The sequence below is a fragment of the Qipengyuania vesicularis genome (assembly GCF_019711415.1).
Classification (GTDB): domain Bacteria; phylum Pseudomonadota; class Alphaproteobacteria; order Sphingomonadales; family Sphingomonadaceae; genus Qipengyuania; species Qipengyuania vesicularis.
Genome location: NZ_JAIGNJ010000002.1, coordinates 337,143 through 358,637 on the forward strand (window position 1 = coordinate 337,143; position 21,495 = coordinate 358,637).

Below are 21,495 nucleotides of genomic sequence, written 5' to 3' on the forward strand. Positions count from 1 at the left end.
AATGGTTAAGGCGCTTGGCAATCGCGCCAACGCTCGGTGCTGGGGAGAACGCAATCGGCTTGTGCAAAGCCTGTGAACAAGCACCCGCTTACGGATAGGGGCGCCCAATCAGTCGAGCGTCTCGATGGCCTGCCCGTCTTCGCTGGTGAAGGTGAAACTGTCGATCCCAAGCGCCTTCAACCGGTTGACCGCCTCACGGGCCTCCGCGGGCGAATCGTAGGGCCCGGCGAGCAGGCGGTTGGCAACGCCCCATTCGACGACGAATGGCCCCTTGCCATCGAGTTCGCCCTCGGCACCGCGCGCAATCCGGCGCCAGTCGAACCCCAGCGCCTGCCGGTCTCGACCGGTCGCGACCTGCACCCAGTTTCGCGCTGGGTGGGCAGGAGGTGCGGGCTGTGCAGGAGCTGCCCTTGCACCTTCGAGCGGGAAGACTTCCTCCCCGCGGGCGCTGGAAAAGGCGAAACTGTCGACGCCTATGGCCTTGAGGCGGCCGACTACTTCGCGTGCTTCACCTGCACTGTCGTAGGGTCCGGCAAGCAAGCGGTTTGCTTCTCCCCACGGGGCGGTGAAGGCGTTCTTGCCGGCAAGCTCGCCCCCCGAATTGCGGCTGATCCTGCGCCAGTCGAACCCGAGCGCACTGATATCGCGCCCGGTCGCGACCTGAACCCAGTGCCGCGCCGGGATCACAGGCGGGGGCGGCTCATTCGTCTCGCGTGGCGCCTCGATAGCAGTGATATCGACTGCCCCGGCGCGGGGAGCGGTGGAGGCACTGGGAGGCAGGTCGAAGGATGCGAACGCGTCCTCCATGCTCTGCTGCTCGCGGCGGTCTGGATCGGGCTGCGTGACGGTCACCGCCGGTGTGTCTTGCGCAGCGACGACGGGATCGGTTGGCGGACTGCTCTGAGCAACAGGCGGCAGTTCGGCCTCTCGGCGCGCTGGTGCGAGCGAGCCGAGCGGAGCGCCGCTGGGCTCCAGCGCACGATCCGCCCTGCCCACCGATCCCACCTGTGAGGGAGAATAGGTCGCAATCTCGACATCGTCGCGCCCGATTGCTGCCGCCCGGGGGAACACACCCAGCGCCCCGGCTGCGGCCTGCTGGGCGGGGGTAAGTTCGGACATGTAGCGCAGGTATGGTTCGATCTGCGAGGCCGCCTGCGCGGGCATCATATCGCGGGCAATCTTGATCGCGGCATCGGTCTCGCCAAGGATGGCAAGGCCAAAGGCCCGGGTGCGAAAGGCTGCAAAATCGCCGGCTTCGAGCATGGGGAGCAGCGTTGCCTCGAATCCGGCTCTGTCACCCGATATCGCCTGGCTCAGCGCCAGATTGCGGCGCGCGCCGTCATCCGCGCCATTGGCGATTGCAATCAGGTAGAGCTCCTGCGCGCTCTGCGCATCCCCAACGAGGTCGAAGGCCAATGCGCGGTGTTCGGCCATCTCGGCGGCTGCAATGCCGCCGCGCTCTGCCTCAGCAAATAGTCGCAACGCCTCCACCGGGCGGCGAGACAGCGTGTATGCGCGCGCGAGGCCAAGCGAGATGCGCGGATTGGACGGCGCAATCGCCTGGGCGCGACCGAAGAAGCCGATAGCCGCGGCGACGTCACCGAGCCTGAGCGCAGCATCGCCCGCATCGATCAGCGCGGTCACATCATTGGCATTGCGCGCGAGCCGCTGGAGCGCGGTGTTGAGCTCCTGCGTGCCCTCCGGTGGCAAGGACTGCACCACCTCTTGCGCGCGCAAAGGCCCAACGCCTGCCGCCAGCGCGACAAGCGCAGCGCCAGTTGCCAATCGCCTGATCGTGCGAATTGCCATATCGGTTTGCCAACGCGCGAGACCGCGCGTCGGTTCAGAAAATCCTACTGGTTGTTCTGGCGACCGAGAAAACGCGGGATGTTGAGGCCGCTGCCGCCCTCGTCGTCATCCTCGTCCTCATCATCCTCATCCTGCGAGGTGCCCGGGCCGCGCGAGAGATTGGCCATGCGTTCGAAGAGCGTGCTACCCTGCGAAGCACCGCCACCTGCAGGGCCACCGCCACCGCCGCCACCGCCGGAGCCACCACCAGCGAAGCCGCCACCGGCGGCACCGCCACCAGCTCCTGCGTCGCCAACCGGAGCGGCAGGGCCACGGCCGGGCTTCTGTGCCAGCGGGCTGTAGTTGGGATCGACAATTTCGTCGGCCTCCTCGCCAAGGTCGAGCGGGGGCGGAGCCCCGGCATCCTCGGCGAAACCCTCGCCTTCGGCCGCGCCGTAGGTGAAGTTGTGGTCCTCGGCGGGCGGCGGGACGCTGCCCTCGTCATCCTGCTCGAAACGCTCCGTATGTTCGTCTCGAAGCCCGGCAAGCGGATCGACGATACCGTCATCCTCTTCGAACTCGTCATCGCCAAAATCATCGCCATCGGACGGGGAAAGTCCGGCTGGGTTCATCAGCGGACCTTCTTCGTCCTCGCTGTCGTCATAGGCAGCCTCGACGACTTCAGGCTCCGGCTCGGGCGCAGGTTCCGGCATCGGCTCCGGCTCGGGATCGGCTGACAGACCCTCGCTCAGTTCGAACGGCTCGTCCTCTGCTTCACTTTCCTGCAGATCCAGGACCGGACGCTGAGGCGCGCGCTGAGGCGCCATCGAGAAATTGCGCTGCTGGGCGGCAACTGCGCTGCCATCCTGCTCGATACCCGTGGCGACCACCGAAACGCGGATCTTGCCGTCGAGATCGGGATTGAAGGCACTGCCCCAGATGATGTTCGCATCTTCGTCGACCAGCTCGCGAATGTGGTTTGCGGCTTCATCGACTTCGAGCAGCTTCATGTCTTCGCCGCCGATGATCGAGATGATCACGCCCTTGGCGCCGGCCATGCTCACGCCGTCGAGCAGCGGGTTTGCGATGGCGCGTTCGGCTGCTTCGAGAGCACGATTGTCGCCCTCTGCCGTGCCGGTGCCCATCATCGCCTTGCCCATCTCGCTCATGACGCTGCGCACGTCGGCGAAGTCGAGGTTGATGAGGCCCGGCATGACCATGAGGTCGGTGATCGAGCGCACACCCTGTTGCAACACTTCGTCAGCGAGCTCGAAAGCCTCCTTGAACGTGGTGTCCGCCTTGGCGACGAGGAACAGGTTCTGATTGGGAATGACGATCAGCGTATCGACGTGCTTCTGCAGCTCGTCGATGCCCGCTTCGGCGGCCCGCATGCGGCGCGTGCCTTCGAACAGAAACGGCTTGGTGACCACACCCACGGTCAACACGCCCTTCTTGCGCGCGGCTTCGGCGATGACGGGCGCTGCGCCCGTACCTGTGCCGCCGCCCATCCCGGCGGCGATGAAGCACATGTTCACGCCGTCGAGCGCATCTTCGATATCTTCGACCGTCTCCTCAGCCGCAGCCTTGCCCACTTCGGGCCGCGCCCCTGCACCGAGGCCGCCAGTAATATCGGGGCCGAGCTGGATGCGCTTCTCAGCCGGAGAGGTCGCAAGCGCCTGCGCATCGGTATTGGCGACGATGAAATCGACACCTTCGATCTCGGCGTCCATCATGTTGGCGATAGCGTTGCCACCGGCCCCGCCGACACCGACCACCATGATCTTGGGGCGCATGTCGTCGCTCGAGGCAGGTCCGATATTGATGCTCATTGGGCGTTCCCTTGGGACAGAATTCCGGCCTTGGCCGTGTTGGACACGCTTTTGGCACAAAGCGATTCGCGCTTGCAAAGGTTAAATGGTGTTATCCACCGCACTTTACGGAGCGTTTCGGCTGATTTCGCGCAGCTTGTCAGAAATACTCGCGCACTGCCTGAACCACCCGGTTTACCAATCCGATCCCGGAATAGCGTTTCGTGGGCTGGTAGCTTGGCCCGATACTGCGGATATCGGCCGGTTCATCCGCCGCATAAAGGCAAAGACCCGCCAGCGCTGCAAAGCCGGGTGTCGCATGAGCCTCGGGCAAACCGCGCAGGGCCGGCGGCCTGCCGCGACGCACCGGGAGACCGAGCGCACCCTGCATGAATTCCGCGATGCCGTGCAGCTCCGCTCCGCCGCCCGTCAGGACGACCTGACCACCGTTCGCGCCGGAAAAGCCCATGCCCTTCAGACCCTTGCTGATCTCCGTCGTCATCGTTCCGAGCCTGTCGGTCACCACGGAGACGAGCTCTGCGCGCGGGATACGGTTCTGTTCGTCCGCGCCGCGTGCAAGCCTACCATCGGGCTCTTCCCCCGGCCCGTTGACCGGGATCATCTCGCGGTGGTCGCTGGGCGTCGCGATGGCCGAACCGGCCACGCATTTCAGACGCTCCGCCTGCCCGCGCCGGATACCCAGCGAGCTGGCAATGGCATCGGTGATATCGTTCGAGCCGACAGGGATCGAACGCAGGCCCAGCAGCATGCCGCCAGCATGGACCGAAACATTGGTGACCTGTGCTCCGATCTCGACCAGCGCCACACCAAGGTCGCGCTCTTCGTGCGACAGGCAAGCATAGGCCGCGGCAAGCGGGCTTGCGACCACGCCTTCGACATCGAGATGGGCGTTCTGCACTGCTTCGATCAGATTGCGGACCGGCGCGCCTTCGGCCAGTGTCACGTGGATATCGACGCCCAGCGCCTCCGCATGAAGGCCGACCGGATTGGCAATGCCATGCGCGCCGTCGAGCGTGTAATGCGCGGGCTGTGCATGCAGCACCATGCGTCCGTCCGGCTGGATATGGTCCCGCGCGGCGAACAGCAGGTGCTCGACGTCGTCCTCGTCGATCCGGCGTCCGCCTATGGCGATCTCGACGCTGGCGATCTTGCTTGCAAGACCCGCGCCCGCGCAGCCGATCCACACGCCCGATACGCTGGTATTGGCGCTGGCCTCCGCCTTCTCGACGACTGCCCTGATCGCGTGGCTCGCGGCGGTCATGTCGGTGACATAGCCGCGCTTGATGCCTTCCGCCTTGCGGTGCGAGGAACCCAGCACGACCATCTCGCCGTCCTCGCCCTGTCCCATGATCATGGCCGACACGCGGAACGATCCGATGTTGACCGCCGCATAAACGCGGGCAATGCGGGGGAGCGGAGTATGCGGTGAGGAAGCCATTATTCGCTTTCCTCCACCGGTTGCATGCCGCGCGGACACGGACCGTCCTCGCAGCGTAGATATGCGCGGTCGGGCACGCGCATGTCGATCGCCACGGCCTTGCCTCCGATCAGCCGGTTGCGTCCATCCATCTCTGCGAACTTCACGAGGGCGGCCGGTCCCTGGTCGCCTTCGGGCAGTGCCAGCAACTGGCCGGTCTTGAAGGTCAGGTTCCAGCGACGGTTCCCGATCCATTCGGCCGCGGCAATCTGAGGAGTAAGAGCGGGCGCTGCGTCGAGGAGTTTGCCTAGCTCAGCGACCTGCTTCTGCGCACCGGGGCCGGAGATCACCAGCATGTCTTCGGCGGCCTTGCTGGAAATCGGTTCGAGTTCATGACCCGTCGCATCGACCAGGATAAGCCGGTCAGGCTTGCGCACGACGGCATGCGGTTCGCGCTCGACGATGTCGATGCTCAGCAGGTCGGGTAGCTGCCGGGAGACGCGGGCATCCTTGACCCAGGATAGCTCGAGCAGGCGTTCGCGGATTTCGCCCACCTCTACCAGCGGCATGGGCCGTTCCTGCTCGCCCAGCACCCGCTCATACACCGCCTGCTTGCTCAGCCGTTCGACCCCGGTCACGCGCACGCGATCCACTTCGAAACCGGCTCGGCTGGCAGACTTGGCCAGTTCGGCGCGGGCGAGTTCGGGAACGCCGGCATAGCTTGCCACGGTCCAGGCAATCGCCAGGCCCACCGCGACGATGAGGGTGAGCCAGAACTTGTGCCACTGCTCCTCGGTAAAGGGCAACGCTGCCATCGCGCGGTCGAGCAGCCCCGAAGTGTGTTTCTTCGCCGCACGCGCCTTCTGGCCGCGGCTGCGCGCTGCTGCAGAGCGACGTACGCCAGTGGGTTTGCGCGTGACCTTAGCCATCGCGTCCCCCGCTGCCGTGGTGACGAAGGGCGGCGGCGATCACCGTCTCGACCAGCTCGCCATATTCGATCCCTGCGTGCTTGGCCTGCTCGGGCACGAGACTGAGGGGCGTCATGCCCGGCTGGGTGTTAGTTTCGAGTACGAACAGCCCGTCTTCGCCCTGCTCCTCGTCCCAGCGAAAGTCGGTCCGGCTCGTCCCCCGGCAACCAAGGACCTTGTGCGCTTTCAGGGCGATCTCGAGGCACAGGTCGCGGATAGGACCGGGAATGTCCGCCGGACAGATGTGGTCGGTCATGCCGTCGGTGTATTTGGCATCGAAATCGTAAAATCCGCTCTTGGGCTTCAACTCGGTGACTGCGAGCGCGCGCGGACCATCCTCGAAATCGACCACGGCAGAGGTCATCTCGCGGCCCTTGATATAGGGTTCGGCGAGCAATTCTGCGAAGTCCTGCCACGGACCCTTGGAATCGCGGGCGATCGGATTGCCGTAATTGCCCTCGTCTGTGACTATGGCGACGCCGACAGAACTGCCCTCGTTGACAGGCTTCAGCACGTAAGGACGCGGCAGCGGGTCGCGCTCGAATAGGTCCGCAGTCTTGACGATGCGCCCGCCGGGCATGGGGATGCCATGCGGGACGAGCGCCTGCTTGGTCAGCTGCTTGTCGATCGCGATCACCGATGTGGCGAGCCCCGAATGCGTATAGGGCACGCCCATCAGGTCGAGCATGCCCTGCACGCTGCCATCCTCGCCCGGCACGCCGTGGAGCGCGTTGAAGACGACGTCCGGCTTAGCCTCGGCAATGCGCGCGGCAACGTCGCGGTCCATGTCGATGCGCGTGACCTTGTGGCCGCGAGCTTCCAGCGCCTTGGCGACGCCCTCGCCCGACATCAGGCTGACAGGCCTCTCATTGGCCCAGCCACCCATCAGGACGGCGACGTGCAGATCATCGGGGAGTTTGGCGAGATCGGTCAATGCACAGACTCCGGCAAATATAGGGCAGGCTGGCTATCGATGACGATTTGCTCACAGCCCACGTCCCAAGGGAACAAGCGCTGCTGCACGCCGGGCCAGACGATCTGATAGGCTCCCTTCATCTCGCTTCCGGTGCGATATTTCTCGTACCATATGGCAGATGCGAAATAGTCCTCCACGAGATAGTCGTTCAAAACCGCCCTCGCGACACAGTTGTACCCATCGAGAAGATCGTCGATCACCAGCCCGTCCCGTAAAAGCAGACCTTGGCGACATTTTTCGAGAAGCACGTTGATCATGGAATGCATGACCTCGTGCCTAAGTCCGAAGATGATGACTTCGGGCTGATCGACTGTTTTTGGAAACCCGATCGAGTAGCTGAATGTCGGCTCGTCACCTTCTGGATCGAAAATGGTGTTCACCTGACAGCCGGACTTCTCGATATTCTCAAGAATCCCCTGCTCAAAATCGCTGAGAGGACGCTCGCTCACGGTCGCCCCACACGCTGGATTTCCCATTCGAGCTCGACGCCCGAATTCTCGTAGACGCGGCGTTTCACTTCCTCGCCCAGCCCCTCGATATCGGCGCTGGTCGCATCGCCTGTGTTGATGAGGAAGTTGGTGTGTTTCTCGCTCACCTGCGCGCCGCCCAGCTTCAGGCCGCGGCAACCCGCTGCATCGACAAGCTCCCATGCCTTTTTGCCCGGCGGGTTCTTGAAGGTCGATCCGCCCGTCTTGGTGCGTAGCGGCTGCGAATTCTCGCGCGCTTCGGCAATGCGGTCCATCTCTGCGCCGATCTCTTCGGGATCGCCCGGCGTGCCCTGGAAGCGCGCCGAGACCACCACTGCACCCTCCGGCAAGGCCGAGTGGCGATAGCTGTACTGGAGGTCGGCCGCAGGCAGCGTGATCAGCTGCCCATCGGGCATGACGACGTCGCAATCCAACAGCACGTCGCTGACTTCGCGTCCGTAGGCCCCGCCGTTCATGCGCACGAAGCCGCCGACCGTGCCGGGGATGCCGCGCATGAATTCGAGACCCGCTATCCCTGCATCGCGCGCATTGCTGGCGACGAGGATACCGTGCGCGCCGCCGCCGCAGGTGACCGTATGGTCGTCATGCGTTTCGACCTGCGCGAAAGGCTTGCCCAGTTTGACGACGACGCCCGGGACGCCGCCATCGCGCACGATCATGTTGGAGCCGAGGCCAAGTGCCATGACCGGCAGGTCGCCATCGAGGCGGCGAAGGAACTCGGTGAGGTCTTCGAGGTCTTCTGGTTCGAACAGCCAGTCGGCATTGCCGCCGCTCTTGAACCACACCAGCTTGGCGAGGGGAGCGTCGGGCGTCAGCTTCCCGCGCAGGCCGTCGGTGTCGATCGGCGCCTCGATCCCGCCTTCGACGGCGCAATCGGGCGCCATGCCGCTATCCCAGTTCCACACGTCATCCGGCTGGTCCATTACGAGGCGCGTTCCTTCTCGATCGCATCGGCGAGCCCTGCCGCCCACTTCGTAATGTCGCCTGCGCCGAGGCAGACGATAAGATCGCCCTCGGCGATATCCCCCGCCAGTTTGCGAGCGAGATCATCGCGGTCCTCGACCGTGGTTGCCGAACGGTGGCCGCGCGACTTGAGACCGGCGACAAGAGCCTCCGCATCGACACCTTCGATCGGGTCCTCACCTGCTGCATAGACTGGAGTGACATAGACCTGGTCGGCCTCGTTGAAGGCGCTCTGGAAGTCATCCATCAGGTCACGCAGGCGCGTGTAGCGGTGCGGCTGCACGACCGCGATAACGCGGTTTCGCGAGGCCTCGCGCGCGGCGGAGAGCACGGCGCGGATTTCGACCGGGTGGTGGCCGTAATCGTCGATGATGGTGGCGCCCGCCACGCTGCCGACATTGGTGAAACGCCGACGCACGCCGCTGAAACTGCCGAAACCGTTGCAGATCACCTCGTCCGGGCAGCCCATCTCGATCGCCACGGCAATCGCCGCGAGCGCGTTCTGGACATTGTGGCGACCGGGCATCGGAAGCGTGACGTTCTCGATCCGGCGATCTTCCTCGCCGCGCTGGCGCACGATGACGTCGAAACGGTTGCCACCCTCGTGCGGCTGGACATTCACACCGCAGATATCGGCCTGGAGGTTGAAGCCATAGGTCACCACGCGCCGGTCGCGAACCTTGCCGATGACCGCCTGCACCTCGGGGTGGTCGATGCACAGCACCGCTGCGCCGTAGAACGGCACGTTGTGAATGAACTCCACGAAGGCGTCCTTGACCCCGTCGAAATCGCCGTAATGGTCAAGATGTTCGGGATCGATATTCGTGACAACGGCAATCGTCCCGTCGAGGCGCAGGAAGCTGCCGTCGCTCTCATCGGCCTCGACCACCATCCAGTCGCTGTCGCCTAGGCGCGCATTCGAACCATATTGTTCGATAATACCGCCATTGATCACCGTCGGGTCGACATCACCGCTGTCGAGCAGCGCGGCGATCATGCTGGTCGTCGTGGTCTTGCCATGCGTGCCCGCCACCGCGATGGTGGACTTCAGCCGCATAAGCTCCGCCAGCATCTCCGCGCGACGTACCACGGGAATGCGATTTTCGAGTGCATGGGCGACTTCGGGATTGGTCCGGCGAACAGCCGTGGAGGTCACGACAACCGCCGCGCCTTCCACATTCTCTTTCTCGTGGCCGATATGGACCGAAATGCCCTGCGCGCGCAGCCGCTCGACCGTGGGGCTTTCGTTGATGTCGCTGCCCTGCACGGTGTAGCCGAGGTTGTTCATCACCTCGGCGATGCCCGACATGCCGATGCCGCCGATGCCGACGAAATGGATCACACCGATGTCGGTGGGGACGCCCTTCATTTCGCGCTCTCCCGCTTCGCGCCCTGCCCTGCGACCTGACCCTGCGTGGCCCCGCGCGCATTATTTCCGCCGACGCGGATGACGTCCATCATGTCCGCCCCGCCGAAGCTTTCTACGAGGTCGGCCAGGTCTTCGACGGCCTTGGGTCGTCCGCAATTCCACGCTGCATGCGCTGCGTTGGCGAGACCTTGAGGATTATCTGCCAAGGCGCGGATTTGCTTGGCCAGCTCTTTCGCCTCGAACTTCTCCTGCCGGATCATTCGCGCGCCGCCGGTCTTCACCATCTCGCGCGTATTGGCGGCCTGGTGATCGTCGGTGGCGATGGGGAGTGGGATGAGGATTGCGGGCCGCCCGACAGCAGTCAGCTCGGCGATGGTCGACGCACCCGCGCGGCCAATGAAAAGATGCGCATCGGCCAGCCGGGCCGACATATCCTCGAAATAGGTCGCCAGCTCGGCGGGGATGCCGTGATTACGATAGCGTTCGCGCACTGCCTCGAGATCTTCGGCGCGGCACTGCTGGGTCACCTGCAGCCGCTGCCGGATCGCAGGCGGGAGCATGGCGAGGCCATCGGGCACGATCTCCGAGAGAACCCGCGCTCCCTGGCTGCCTCCGGTCACCAACACGCGGAGCAAGCCATCATCGCCATAGGCGGGAAATGGCTCGTCCCGCAGCGCCAGAACCTCGGCACGGACGGGATTGCCGACGAGGTAGATCTTCTCGCGATGCGCAGGCTTCAGTCGCTGGACATCGGGATAGGCAGTCGCGATCGCTTCCACCCGGCCGGCAAGCAAACGGTTGACGCGGCCGAGGACGGCGTTCTGCTCGTGGACAACGGTCGGAATGTTCGCGGAAGTCGAAGCGAGGATGGCAGGCAGCGAGGGATAGCCGCCGAAGCCCACCACCGCACTCGGCTGGAAGCTCTCAAACAGGCGCAGCGCCATCTTGCGCCCCTCCAGCACCGCTTTCGCCCCCTTGATCCATTGCAGCGGGTTCTTGCCGAAGCGACCCGCGGGCAGCACGTGCGCAGGCATGAAATCGGGCTTGCCGGGGATCTGCTCGCCACGCTCGTCGGTGATCAGCGCAACATGGTGACCGCGCCGTTCGAGCTCGCTCGCCAGCGCGAAGGCGGGGAGGAGATGCCCGCCGGTACCGCCGGCAGCCAGCACGTAATGACGACTCGACCCGGTCACTGGTGAATCTCGCGCGTCACGCGCGCCTCTGGTTTCTTCATCGCGTCCCCCTGCCCTATGCCCAGCAGGTCGCCAAGTCCCCTCGTGGTGGTTTTGAGGTAGGGATTGCGGCGCGTGATCGCGATCAGGAGGCCGACCGTCAGCGCGATCGCGATGGTGGACGATCCGCCATAGCTGACCAGTGGCAGAGTCATGCCCTTGGACGGGAAGAGCTGGAGGTTCACGAGAATATTGATGAAGGCCTGCCCGCCGAGCAGCGCGACCAGCCCCGTTCCGGCGAGCAGCGCAAACAGGTCCTCCTCGTCCACCAGGCGCATCAAAACGCGCACGACGATGGCAAGGTACAGGAGCACGATCACCGCACAGGCGATCAGGCCGAATTCCTCGCCGATGACGGAGAAGATATAGTCGGTATGCGCCTCGGGAAGGCTCATCTTCCTCAGGCCGAGGCCATAGCCGGCTCCGGTCCAGCCGCCCGCCAGCAAGGTCCGGCTGGCAAGGTCGACCTGGTCATAAGCCGTACCGCCACCGAAGAAGGCGTCGATCCGGTGCCGCGCGTTGTCGTAGAGGAAATAGGTCGCGGTAAGCAGGAAAAGCCCACCCCCCATCACGATCCCCAGCCGCTTGATCGGCATCCCGGCGAGCAGGATCATCACCAGCCACAGCCCGGCGAACAGCATGAACTCACCGAAATTCGGCTGCATCATGAGCAGGACGCCGATGAGGGCGGTAAGCGCAGTCGCTATCGGCAGGACGGGCAGGTTCGGATCGCGCATCCGCCAGGACAGCAGCCACGCCAGCACGATGGCGAAGGCGGGCTTGAGGAATTCGGATGGCTGGAACTGCATGCCGAGGCTGATCCAGCGCCGCGCACCGTTGATTTCGACCCCGACGAAGGGGACGAGGAACAGCAGGCCCAGCATGGCCGCACCCAGCAGAATGCCAAAGCGGCGGGCATTCTCGCGTGCCAGCATGGACGATCCGAAGAGCACGCACAGGGCAATCGCCTGCCATGCAAGGTGGCGGTAGAAGAAGTAGAACGGATCGAGAGTTTCACTCGATGTCGAGAGGCGGTCGGCGCTCGCGGGGCTGGCTGCGGCAACGGCGATGGTGCCGAGCGTCATCAGCAGAAGCACGAGGCCGAGCAGCACGCGGTCGATCTCGCGCCACCAGATCTTGAGCTGGCTCCACCGCGAGAGCTTGCCGCCCGGAATGTGGGCGGGCTTGCGCTTGGCACCGGGGACGAAGGGCTGCATGGCCGTCACGCGAGCGCCTCCACGAGTTCACGGAAGTGTTCGCCGCGCTTTTCGAAGTCCTGATACTGGTCGAAGCTGGCACAGGCAGGGGAGAGGAGGACGGTGTCGCCCGCTTCGGCATTTGCTGCGGCAGAGGTTACGGCACGATCGAGCGTTTCGCACTGTTCCACCGGCACGCGGCCTTCGAGGAGCGCGGCGAAATCCGGCCCGGCCTTGCCGATGGTGTAGGCGGCTTTCACATGGCCCAGTTCGGCCTCGCACTCGCCCAGCCCCGGCTCCTTCGCGAGCCCGCCGAGAATCCAGTGGATCTTGTCGAACGCCGCGAGCGCAGGCGCGGAGGCGGCGGTGTTGGTGCCCTTGCTGTCGTTGACGTAAGCGACGCCGGAAATCTCCGCGACCCGTTCCATGCGGTGCGGGAGGCCGCCATATGTCCGAAGACCTTCAATAACTTGATCACTCGACAAGCCAAGATCCTCACAGACAGCCTTAGCGGCAGCTGCGTTTTGGCGATTGTGCGGCCCCTGCAGCGCAAGCCATGATTCCTGGTCACCCACGTGAACGTCATCGATGAACTGAATCAGCGGGTCTTCAGCTTCTTCAAACACGTCCTCGTCTGCTTCAGCGCGGTAATCGACAACAGCGAAGCGATTGGGTGCCTGCATCGAAAAGAGTCGCGCTTTGCTCGCCGCATACTTCGCGAAATCCCCATCATACCGATCCAAATGGTCCGGCGTGATGTTCAGCAGCACCGCCACATCGCAATCGAGCGAATAGGTCAGGTCGATCTGGTAGCTCGACAGCTCCAGCACGTAGACCCCACCTTCCAGCAGAGGCTCCTGCTCGAGGATCGGCAGGCCGATATTGCCGCCCATTGTGGTCGGCACGCCTGCGGTCTTGAGGATGTGGTGGACCAGCGCGGTCGTGGTCGACTTTCCATTGGTGCCGGTGATGCCGACGACCTTGTGCGGCGGCAGGTGATCGCGCGCCTGTGCGAAGAGTTCGATGTCGCCGATCACCGGCACGCCGAAGCTGCCGGCACGCGGCTTGATCGGGTGGGTGTTGAGCGGCACGCCGGGGCTGACGATCACGCCCGCATAGCCGGTGAGGTCCGCCTCCAGCGGATCGCCGATGGCGCAGCGTCCGGCATAGGGCTCGCGCGCTTCGGCGCGGTCGTCCCACACCAGCACGTCCGCGCCAGCCGCCAGCAGCGCCTCGACGGTCGCCCGGCCGGACCGCGCGAGGCCGAGCACCGCGTATTTCTTGTCCTTCCAGGCGGGCGAGGTGATCATCTCAGCTTGAGCGTTGCCAGCCCCAGGAGTGCGAGCACGATGGCGACGATCCAGAAGCGGATGACAACCTTGCTCTCGGACCAGCCGAGCTGCTCGAAATGGTGGTGGATGGGGGCCATGCGGAACACCCGCTTACCCGTGCGCTTGAACCAGAAGACCTGGATGATGACCGACAGCGCCTCGAACACGAACAGTCCGCCGACGATCGCCAGCACGACTTCGTGATGCGTCGCCACGGCGATCGCGCCAAGTGCGCCGCCAAGTGCCAGCGAACCCGTATCGCCCATGAAGACGGCCGCGGGAGGCGCATTGAACCACAGAAAGGCAAGCCCCGCCCCCATGATCGCCGCGCAGAAGATGGCAAGTTCACCCGCGCCCGCCACATGCGGAATGCCGAGATATTCGGAATAGTCCACGCGGCCCACGAGATAGGCGATTACGGCGAATGTGCCCGCCGCGATGATAACCGGCATGGTCGCCAGCCCGTCCAGCCCGTCGGTGAGGTTCACCGCATTGCCCGCGCCCACGATCACGAAGGCGGCGAAGAGGAAGTAGAGCGGGCCAAGCTCGATGCCGAAATCATTGATGAAGGGCACGTAGAGGAAGGTGTTGATCTGGCTGACGATGATCCAGCTCGCGATCCCGGCCACGCCGAATTCGAACAGCAGGCGGACCTTGCCCGACACGCCCTTGTGGCTGGCCTTGGAGACCTTGTCGTAATCGTCGAGGAAACCGATCAGGCCGAAACCGCCGGTCACTGCCATGCAGGCCCAGACGAAGGGATTGCTGAGATCCATCCACAGCAGCATCGCCAGCGTCAGGCTGATCAGGATCATCAGCCCGCCCATGGTCGGCGTGCCGACCTTGGCGAGATGCGTTTGCGGCCCGTCCTCGCGGATCGGTTGCCCCTTACCCTGCCGCACACGCAGCATGTCGATGAAGCGCGGGCCGATCAGCAGACCGATAACCAGCGCAGTAAGCAACGTCGCCCCCGCGCGCGCCGTCTGGTAGCGCACGAGATTGAACAGGCCTTCGAAGTTGAAATACTCGGCGAGGAGATACAGCATCGGCCTCGTCGGCTCCTAGGTAAAGTGTTCCACGAGCTTGCCGAGCCCGACCGAATTGGAGCCCTTCACCAGCACGGCGTCTCCGGCAATCAGCCCGAATTCCTCCAGTCGCGCAATGGCCTCCTCGGCGGAACTGCAATGCTCCCACTCGAGCGGCTTGCCAAGCGAATTGAAGGCCGGTTTCCCCAGTTCCCGGGCCAGCGCGCGCATCTCGTCGCCCACCAGCAACGCATAGTCGACATCGGCGGCAATCAGGGGTTCGGACAGCTGGCCGTGGAACCCTTCGGCAAAGTCGCCCAGCTCTTTCATCGAGCCGAGCACGGCGATCCGGCGGCTCGACGGGGTCTGCCCTAGCTGCGCCAGCGTGGCACGCATGCTGGCGGGGTTTGCATTGTAGCTTTCGTCGATCATCAGGGCCTTGCCGCCCGGCACCTCGATGCCGTGACGCTGACCGCGGCCTTTCAATCCGCCCATCTCGGCGAGCGCGAGGCCGGCAGCAGCCATGTCGCCGCCTGCCGCCCGCACGGTCGCCATGACGGCGAGCGAATTGGTGACCCAGTGATCGCCGGGTTCGGCGACCGTGTAGCACAAGCGCCCTTCGGGGAACTCGCAGGTGACGAGGCTTCCACCATTGGCGCTAGGAATGGCATCCAGCAGGCGGACTTCCGCCTCCATCGAGCGTCCGAAGCTGACGACCGTCGCGCCCAGTTTCTCGGCCACTGCCCGAAGCTGTTCGTAGTGCGGTGTGTCCGCAGGTATAACCGCGACACCGCCCGGCTCGAGGCCCATGAAAATCTCTGCCTTCGCATCGGCAATCGCCTCCATCGAGCCGAGGTTTTCGATATGCGCGGGCGCGATGGTGGTGATCACGGCTACGTGAGGACGGACCTGCGTGGTCAGTTCCTCGATTTCGCCCGCGTGGTTCATACCCATCTCGAAGATGCCGAAACGGCTGCGCGCGGGCATGCGCGCGAGGCTCAGCGGCACGCCGACATGGTTGTTGTAGCTGCGGGTCGAGCGATGCGCGGCACCGCGACTGGCACGCTCTAGCGATGCGAAAATGGCTTCCTTGACGCCGGTCTTGCCGACCGAACCGGTCACGCCGATGATCTTCGCCTGCACACGGCTGCGGGCCGCTGCGGCCAGCGCTTTGAGAGCCACGCTTGTATCTTCGACGAGAATGTGCGGATAATCGACCGGCCGATCGACCACTGCAGCGGCGGCACCATTGGCGAAGGCCTTGTCGAGAAAGCGGTGGCCGTCCATCGCTTCGCCCTTGAGCGCGAAGAAGAGATCGCCGTTCACGACATCGCGGCTATCCATCTCGACACCGGCAACCTGGAAATCGCCGCTTGCCGTGCCGCCGACGGCCTCGGCGATGGATTGCGCATCCCAAAGCGTCAGCGGCAGCCGGTCGCGTTCGTCGGCGGGCCATTCCAGATAGGCCGGGTGGCGAAGGATGGCAGCGCTCATGCATCACCTCTTGCGATGGCCGCCGCGCATTCGCGTGCGACCTCGACGTCGTCGAAGGGATGGACCTTCATGTTTTCTCCCGATCCGATGATCTGACCCGTTTCATGGCCCTTGCCGGCGATGAGGACGATGTCGTCCTTGCCCGCTTCGGCAATGGCTGCGTTGATGGCTTCGCGACGGCCCGCCACTTCGCGTGCATCGCCCGCGCCTTCAAGCACTGCGCGGCGGATATCCGCAGGGTCTTCGCCGCGCGGATTGTCGTCGGTGACAATCACGAGGTCGCTGGCCTTGGCTGCCGCTTCGCCCATCGGCGCGCGCTTGCCGTGGTCGCGGTCGCCGCCTGCGCCGAACACGGTGATGAGCCGTCCCGTCACATGCGGACGCAAAGCTGCGATGGCTGCTTCGATCGCATCGGGCGTGTGCGCGTAGTCGACATAGACGGGTGCGCCGCTGGGTGCGATTACTGCGCGCTCGAGGCGTCCGCGAACCGGCTGGAGCCGTGCCACGGCATCCCATACGCGCCCGGCGTCGATCCCGCTTGCGAGTGCGAGACCAGCCGATACCAGAGCGTTGGAAACCTGGTAGGCGCCGATCAGCGGCAGATTGATCGTCCGCTCCGTGTCGGCATGTTCGACTGTGAGCGATTGGCCGAGCTGCGTCGGCTCGCGGCGGGTCAGGCGGATGTCCTCACCCTGCTCGCCCACCGTCATGATCTTGAGACCACGCCTTTCGGCATGTTCGACCACGCGCTTGTTCCAGCCGCTGTCGCCGGTACCCATCCAGATAACGGCGGTCGCATCGTCCGAGACGACCTCGTCGAAGAGGCGCATCTTGGCGGCGAAGTAGTCTTCCATGTCCGCGTGGTAATCGAGGTGATCGCGGCTGAAGTTGGTGAAGCCTGCCGCCTCGACCGGAATACCCTCGTTGCGGAATTGCGAGAGCCCGTGGCTCGATGCCTCGTAGGCGACATGCGTGACGCCCTCGCGGGCGAGGCCGCTCATGTTCGACAGGAAGGTGACGATGTCCGGCGTGGTCAGTCCGGTCGAAACACTCTCGTCCGGCGTGGTGACGCCAAGAGTGCCGATGCTGGCTGCCCGCTCGCCCGACATCCGCCAGATCTGGCGCGTCATCTCGACACAGCTCGTCTTCCCGTTCGTGCCCGTGACCGCGACGATATGTTCGGGAACGGGCGTGAAGTACTGCGCGGCAATCTGCGCGAAGGCCTGGCGCGGTTCGTCATGGGCGATATGGATCGCGCCGTCGACCTTCGCCTGCGGACGCGCGACCACGGCAATGGCGCCCGCCTCGATAGCAGCGGGAATGAAGTCCTCGCCATTGACCTGCGTGCCCTGGAACGCGCCGAGCACGGTTCCGGGAGCGACCTTGCGGTTGTCGATGGCGAAGCCCGTTACATTCTCATCGCCGGCCTGCGGGCAATCGAGCCCGGCGGCGGCACACAGCTTACTCAGCTTCATCCTGCGCCTCCGGAATCAGCGGGGTGATGGCCGAGATATCGATATCGCGCGTATCGTCCGGCCGGACACCGATGAGCGGCCCGATACGGGGAACGAGCCGACCGACAATTGGTGCCGCGTTCCATGCCGCGGTGCGCTGGTAGGAGCTGGCAAGCGTGCCGCGCGGCTCGTCGAGCATGGCGATCACCACATAGCGGGGACGATCCATCGGAAAGGCTGCGGCGAACGTCGAAACCAGTGCGGTCCTGCGATAGCCACCCTTGCCGCCCGGCTTTTCTGCCGAACCGGTCTTTCCGCCGACGCGATAGCCCGGGGCATCGGCATTGCGGCCAGTGCCGTAGATCGCGATGGCACGCATCATCTGGCGCATGCGGCTGGAAGTCGAGGCCTTGAAAACGCGGCGTCCCTTGGGCGCTTCGCCCGGGCCGAGTTTATTGAGCGTGGCAGGACGATAGACACCGCCATTGACCATTGCGGCATAGGCGCTGGCGAGATGCAGCGGGGTGACCGCGATACCGTGTCCGAAGCCCACCGTCATGTTGGTAAGCCGCGCCCATTTGTCGCCCGGCCAGAGAGGAAAGCCCTTGGCGGGCAATTCGATCTCCGGACGCGCGTTCATGCCGAGGTCGATCATGTATTGGCGAAGTCGCGCGGCACCCATTTCGTCTGCAATACGTGCGCTGGTCGTATTGGAGGAGTGGATCAGCGTTTCGACCGCATTGAGGTCCGCGCCCATCGCGTGGCTGTCGCGAATGGTGAAGCGCCCGACCTTGACCGGCGACGCATCGAACCGGCGGCCAAGATCGCGGATCGTGCCGCTGTCGATAGCGGCGGCAACGGTCAGCGGCTTGAAGGTAGAACCGAGCTCGTAGACCTGGTTGGTCACGCGATTGAACATCAGGCTCTGCCCCTCCTTGTCGATCTTGTTCGGATCGAATTCGGGTAGCGATGCGAGTGCGAGGACCTCGCCAGTATCGACGTCGAGCACGATGCCCGCACCGCCCTGCGCCTGGGTGAGCTTCATGCCGCGCCGCAGCTCGTCTTCGAGTGCGCCCTGCACGCGCACGTCGATCGACAGCGCAACCGGAGTGCCGCGGGTGAGCGGGCTGGTCAGGTGTTCATCGAATACCTGCTCCATGCCCACGCGGCCCTTGCCGTCTGCCGCGACATAGCCGAGCACGTGAGCCGCCATCTTGCCCTGCGGGTAGTGGCGATCGTCTTCCATCGGCATTTCGAGGGCGAGCTCACCAATTTCCTGCACGCGGTTCGCCTCTTCGGGGAGCAGGCGGCGGCGCACATAGCCCTGCTTTCCGGCAGCGAACTGGGCTGCGACGGCCTTGGCATCAAGATCGGGGAAGATCGCCTTGAGCTTGGCAGCAACTTCTGCCGGCTTGGCGACCAGCGGCTCTTGCCCCTCTCCCAAGGCCTGCGGATTGAACCACAGCGCGTAGGCGGGAAAGGCGCGCGCCATCGGCACACCGTTGCGATCGACGATTTCGCCGCGATCGGGCAGCAGGGCTGCTTCGAGCGACGTGGCGCGTGCGCCTTCGCCGCCGATGCCGAGATAGGCGATGCGGACCATCGCACAGGCGGCGATCAGCGCGAAAATGAGAGCGATCCAGAGCACGCGCCAGCGCGCAAGATCGAGCGATTTCTGGCGAATGCTGACGAGCTGCACCCGCCCGCTCGCCATCGCCATGCTTACCGCTCCCGGTCCACCGTGGAGAGCGGAGAATGCGTTCACCGGCCAGCCTCCGCGATCGCGACGGACGTGGTGGCCGGACGCGCGAGGCGCTGGGCGAGGCTCGACGCCAGGCTGCGGGTCGGTCCCTGGGGCATGGCTGCGGCGACCGTTACCCCTTCGCCTTTGTCGTCATCGAGCCAGTCGCCGAACAGGCTGTCATCCTCGATCGGGCCGAGATCGGCCTTGGCGACGCGGATCGGCTGCGGCGAATGCAGGCCGCGGGGCGTGCCGAGCGATGCCAATTGCCGCTCATGCTCGACATACTGGTCGGGGCGCGGAGCATTGTAGCCGAATTCCACCTGGTTCCACGCCGCCAGCTGGTGCTGGCTAGCGCGGGTCTGGAATTCGGTTTCCAGCATCAGCTTTGACTTTTCGGCAGCGATGATCTGGCGCTCGATCAGGCGCACTTCGCTTTTCACGGCATTCACGCGGAAAGTGAGCGCAAGGAAGGCTGCAAAACAGACACCGAGGACCAGAAGCCAGCCGATCTGGCGGATACGAGAAACCTGGGCCATTACGCTGCCTCCCTCGCCGGTGTTGCTGTGCGGACCGCGTGGCGCAGCACCGAAGAACGCGCGCGCGGATTACGGTCGATCTCGGCCGCAGAGGGCTTGATCGCCTTGGAAACGCTCGAAAAAACCGGATCGTCCTTCGCCAACATGGGGACGTGACGCGAGCCGCTCGGGGTCGAGGATGCCTCGCGCAGGAAGCGCTTGACGATCCGGTCTTCGAGGCTGTGGAAGCTGACCACGGCAAGGCGGCCCCCTTCGCGCAGCAGGTGTTCGGCGGCCGACAAGCCTTGGGACAGTTCGTCGAGTTCGCCGTTCACGTGAATTCTGATGGCCTGGAAGGTCCGCGTGGCCGGGTCCTTCTTGTCATGCGGTTTGTGGCCGAGCGCCTTGCGCACGACGCGCGCGAGTTCGCCGGTGGTTTCCAGCGGGCGCGCGGCGACGATGGCGCGCGCGACGCGGCGCGACTGGCGCTCTTCGCCATATTGGTAGATCACATCCGCGATTTGGCCTTCTTCAGCCGTGTTGAGGAAATCGGCGGCGCTTTCGCCGTCCTGGCTCATGCGCATGTCGAGCGGGCCGTCCGCCGAAAAGGCAAAGCCGCGTTCGGCCTGGTCGAGCTGCATCGAAGACACGCCGATATCCATGACCACGCCGTCGACGCGTTGCACGCCGGCAGCCTGCATGACGTCCAGCATCTCGGAGAAGCGATGCGGATGGAGGATAAGGCGGGGCGGAGTGCTCTCCGTCTCCCGCCAGCTGCGACCCGCAGCAATTGCGTCGGGGTCCCGGTCGAAGGCATGCACGGTCGCGCCGCGTTCCAGCAGCGCGCGGGTGTAGCCGCCCGCGCCGAAAGTCGCGTCGATCAACACGTCGCCCGGTTGCGGATCCAATGCCTCGATCACCTCGTCGAGGAGGACTGGGATGTGGGGCGCGCCGCTCATTTGCCTTTCGCCTTCGCGTCGGCAAGGAAGCTGTCGCAGGCGGCCTTGGCGCTCGCCCAGTCGTCGCCCATTTCGGCGAGTTCGGCAGGGTTCCACAGGGTGAAGAAGCGGCCACCGCCCTGGAAGTAGAGGCCGTCCTCGATCTTGCCGAGCGTGCGGAGATGGTCAGGCATGACGAAGCGGCCGCTGTCATCGAAAGGGAGTTCGATGAAGCCGAAGAGCTGGCTGGCGCGGGTATCGCGGTCGAAATCGCGGCCTGCGCGGTAGGCGAGTTCTTCTTCGCGATCGAGCTGCGCGTCGAGCTCGGTCTTGCGGGACAGGCCGAAGCCGGTGAGGCATTTCCATGTGGGGTGCTTCATCAGGCACAGCACGCGGCCGTCGGAGCTTTCTTTCACGGCCTTGCGGAACAGGGGCGGAAGCACAAAGCGGCCCTTATCGCCCGCAGGCGAATAGGCTTGTCCGCTGTAACCTCCGAATTGCACGTCCCCGTCCCCGACTGGCGCTTGCTACCTCTCCGTCGGCCAAACCTCCCCCGTCCGCGGAAGCGCAGGCTTCCGCGGCTCGCACCGAGAGAATCGATGCGCGCAAAGACAATGGCTTGTCCGATGTGAGGAAGATGTATCGCGGGAGGCGCGGGGATGGAAGGGAAAATTGCGGGATTTTACGGGAAAAGTCTGGAAGTCTCTGTTTTTATTGTCTTTTGATGCCTGTCGTTTTGCGGATTCCCTTAACAGACTGTTACCCTAG

18 protein-coding genes are annotated in these 21,495 nt (G+C 64.6%); all 18 read right to left on the reverse strand.

Annotated elements, in window-relative coordinates:
- Positions 1–108: 108 nt before the first annotated feature.
- Complete coding sequence (locus K3146_RS07245) at positions 109–1,809, reverse strand: SPOR domain-containing protein (RefSeq protein ID WP_221545608.1); 1,701 nt, start codon at positions 1,807–1,809, stop codon at positions 109–111.
- 44 nt (positions 1,810–1,853) lie between these two features.
- Positions 1,854–3,617, reverse strand: a complete 1,764-nt coding sequence (gene ftsZ / locus K3146_RS07250; protein WP_221545609.1) for a cell division protein FtsZ — start codon at positions 3,615–3,617, stop codon at positions 1,854–1,856.
- 139 nt (positions 3,618–3,756) lie between these two features.
- On the reverse strand, positions 3,757–5,055 hold the full coding sequence (gene ftsA / locus K3146_RS07255; RefSeq protein ID WP_221545610.1) for a cell division protein FtsA: 1,299 nt from the start codon (positions 5,053–5,055) through the stop codon (positions 3,757–3,759).
- The gene (locus tag K3146_RS07260; protein ID WP_221545611.1) at positions 5,055–5,963 is read right to left on the reverse strand and encodes a cell division protein FtsQ/DivIB; all 909 of its coding nucleotides are present in this window, start codon (positions 5,961–5,963) and stop codon (positions 5,055–5,057) included. Before K3146_RS07260 ends, ftsA begins: the two co-directional genes overlap by 1 nt.
- Positions 5,956–6,936 (reverse strand): D-alanine--D-alanine ligase, encoded by a 981-nt coding sequence (locus K3146_RS07265; protein ID WP_221545612.1) that lies wholly within the window; start codon positions 6,934–6,936, stop codon positions 5,956–5,958. The genes K3146_RS07260 and K3146_RS07265 overlap by 8 nt, the downstream gene beginning before the upstream one ends.
- On the reverse strand, positions 6,933–7,427 hold the full coding sequence (locus K3146_RS07270; RefSeq protein ID WP_221545613.1) for a DUF4262 domain-containing protein: 495 nt from the start codon (positions 7,425–7,427) through the stop codon (positions 6,933–6,935). The genes K3146_RS07265 and K3146_RS07270 overlap by 4 nt, the downstream gene beginning before the upstream one ends.
- On the reverse strand, positions 7,424–8,350 hold the full coding sequence (murB, locus tag K3146_RS07275; protein ID WP_247711158.1) for a UDP-N-acetylmuramate dehydrogenase: 927 nt from the start codon (positions 8,348–8,350) through the stop codon (positions 7,424–7,426). Before murB ends, K3146_RS07270 begins: the two co-directional genes overlap by 4 nt.
- Positions 8,351–8,388: 38 nt before the next feature.
- The gene (gene murC, locus K3146_RS07280) at positions 8,389–9,798 is read right to left on the reverse strand and encodes a UDP-N-acetylmuramate--L-alanine ligase (protein ID WP_221545615.1); all 1,410 of its coding nucleotides are present in this window, start codon (positions 9,796–9,798) and stop codon (positions 8,389–8,391) included.
- Positions 9,795–10,991 (reverse strand): undecaprenyldiphospho-muramoylpentapeptide beta-N-acetylglucosaminyltransferase, encoded by a 1,197-nt coding sequence (gene murG / locus K3146_RS07285; protein ID WP_221545616.1) that lies wholly within the window; start codon positions 10,989–10,991, stop codon positions 9,795–9,797. Before murG ends, murC begins: the two co-directional genes overlap by 4 nt.
- Positions 10,988–12,247, reverse strand: coding sequence for an FtsW/RodA/SpoVE family cell cycle protein (locus K3146_RS07290; RefSeq protein WP_221545903.1), 1,260 nt, complete (start codon positions 12,245–12,247; stop codon positions 10,988–10,990). Before K3146_RS07290 ends, murG begins: the two co-directional genes overlap by 4 nt.
- A gap of 5 nt (positions 12,248–12,252) precedes the next feature.
- A complete protein-coding gene (gene murD, locus K3146_RS07295; RefSeq protein ID WP_221545617.1) occupies positions 12,253–13,536 on the reverse strand; it encodes a UDP-N-acetylmuramoyl-L-alanine--D-glutamate ligase in 1,284 nt (427 codons plus the stop codon).
- A complete protein-coding gene (gene mraY / locus K3146_RS07300) occupies positions 13,533–14,603 on the reverse strand; it encodes a phospho-N-acetylmuramoyl-pentapeptide-transferase (RefSeq protein ID WP_221545618.1) in 1,071 nt (356 codons plus the stop codon). Before mraY ends, murD begins: the two co-directional genes overlap by 4 nt.
- 15 nt (positions 14,604–14,618) lie before the next feature.
- A complete protein-coding gene (locus K3146_RS07305) occupies positions 14,619–16,076 on the reverse strand; it encodes a UDP-N-acetylmuramoyl-tripeptide--D-alanyl-D-alanine ligase (protein WP_221545619.1) in 1,458 nt (485 codons plus the stop codon).
- Entirely contained in the window at positions 16,073–17,551 is a 1,479-nt protein-coding gene (locus K3146_RS07310; protein WP_221545620.1) for a UDP-N-acetylmuramoyl-L-alanyl-D-glutamate--2,6-diaminopimelate ligase, read from the reverse strand. Before K3146_RS07310 ends, K3146_RS07305 begins: the two co-directional genes overlap by 4 nt.
- On the reverse strand, positions 17,538–19,250 hold the full coding sequence (locus K3146_RS07315; protein WP_221545904.1) for a peptidoglycan D,D-transpeptidase FtsI family protein: 1,713 nt from the start codon (positions 19,248–19,250) through the stop codon (positions 17,538–17,540). Before K3146_RS07315 ends, K3146_RS07310 begins: the two co-directional genes overlap by 14 nt.
- A gap of 41 nt (positions 19,251–19,291) precedes the next feature.
- Entirely contained in the window at positions 19,292–19,810 is a 519-nt protein-coding gene (locus K3146_RS07320) for a hypothetical protein (RefSeq protein WP_221545621.1), read from the reverse strand.
- The gene (gene rsmH, locus K3146_RS07325) at positions 19,810–20,748 is read right to left on the reverse strand and encodes a 16S rRNA (cytosine(1402)-N(4))-methyltransferase RsmH (protein WP_221545622.1); all 939 of its coding nucleotides are present in this window, start codon (positions 20,746–20,748) and stop codon (positions 19,810–19,812) included. The genes K3146_RS07320 and rsmH overlap by 1 nt, the downstream gene beginning before the upstream one ends.
- Positions 20,745–21,230 carry a division/cell wall cluster transcriptional repressor MraZ gene (locus tag K3146_RS07330; protein ID WP_221545623.1) on the reverse strand — a complete coding sequence of 162 codons (486 nt, stop codon included), beginning with the start codon at positions 21,228–21,230 and terminating at the stop codon, positions 20,745–20,747. The genes rsmH and K3146_RS07330 overlap by 4 nt, the downstream gene beginning before the upstream one ends.
- Positions 21,231–21,495: the final 265 nt, after the last annotated feature.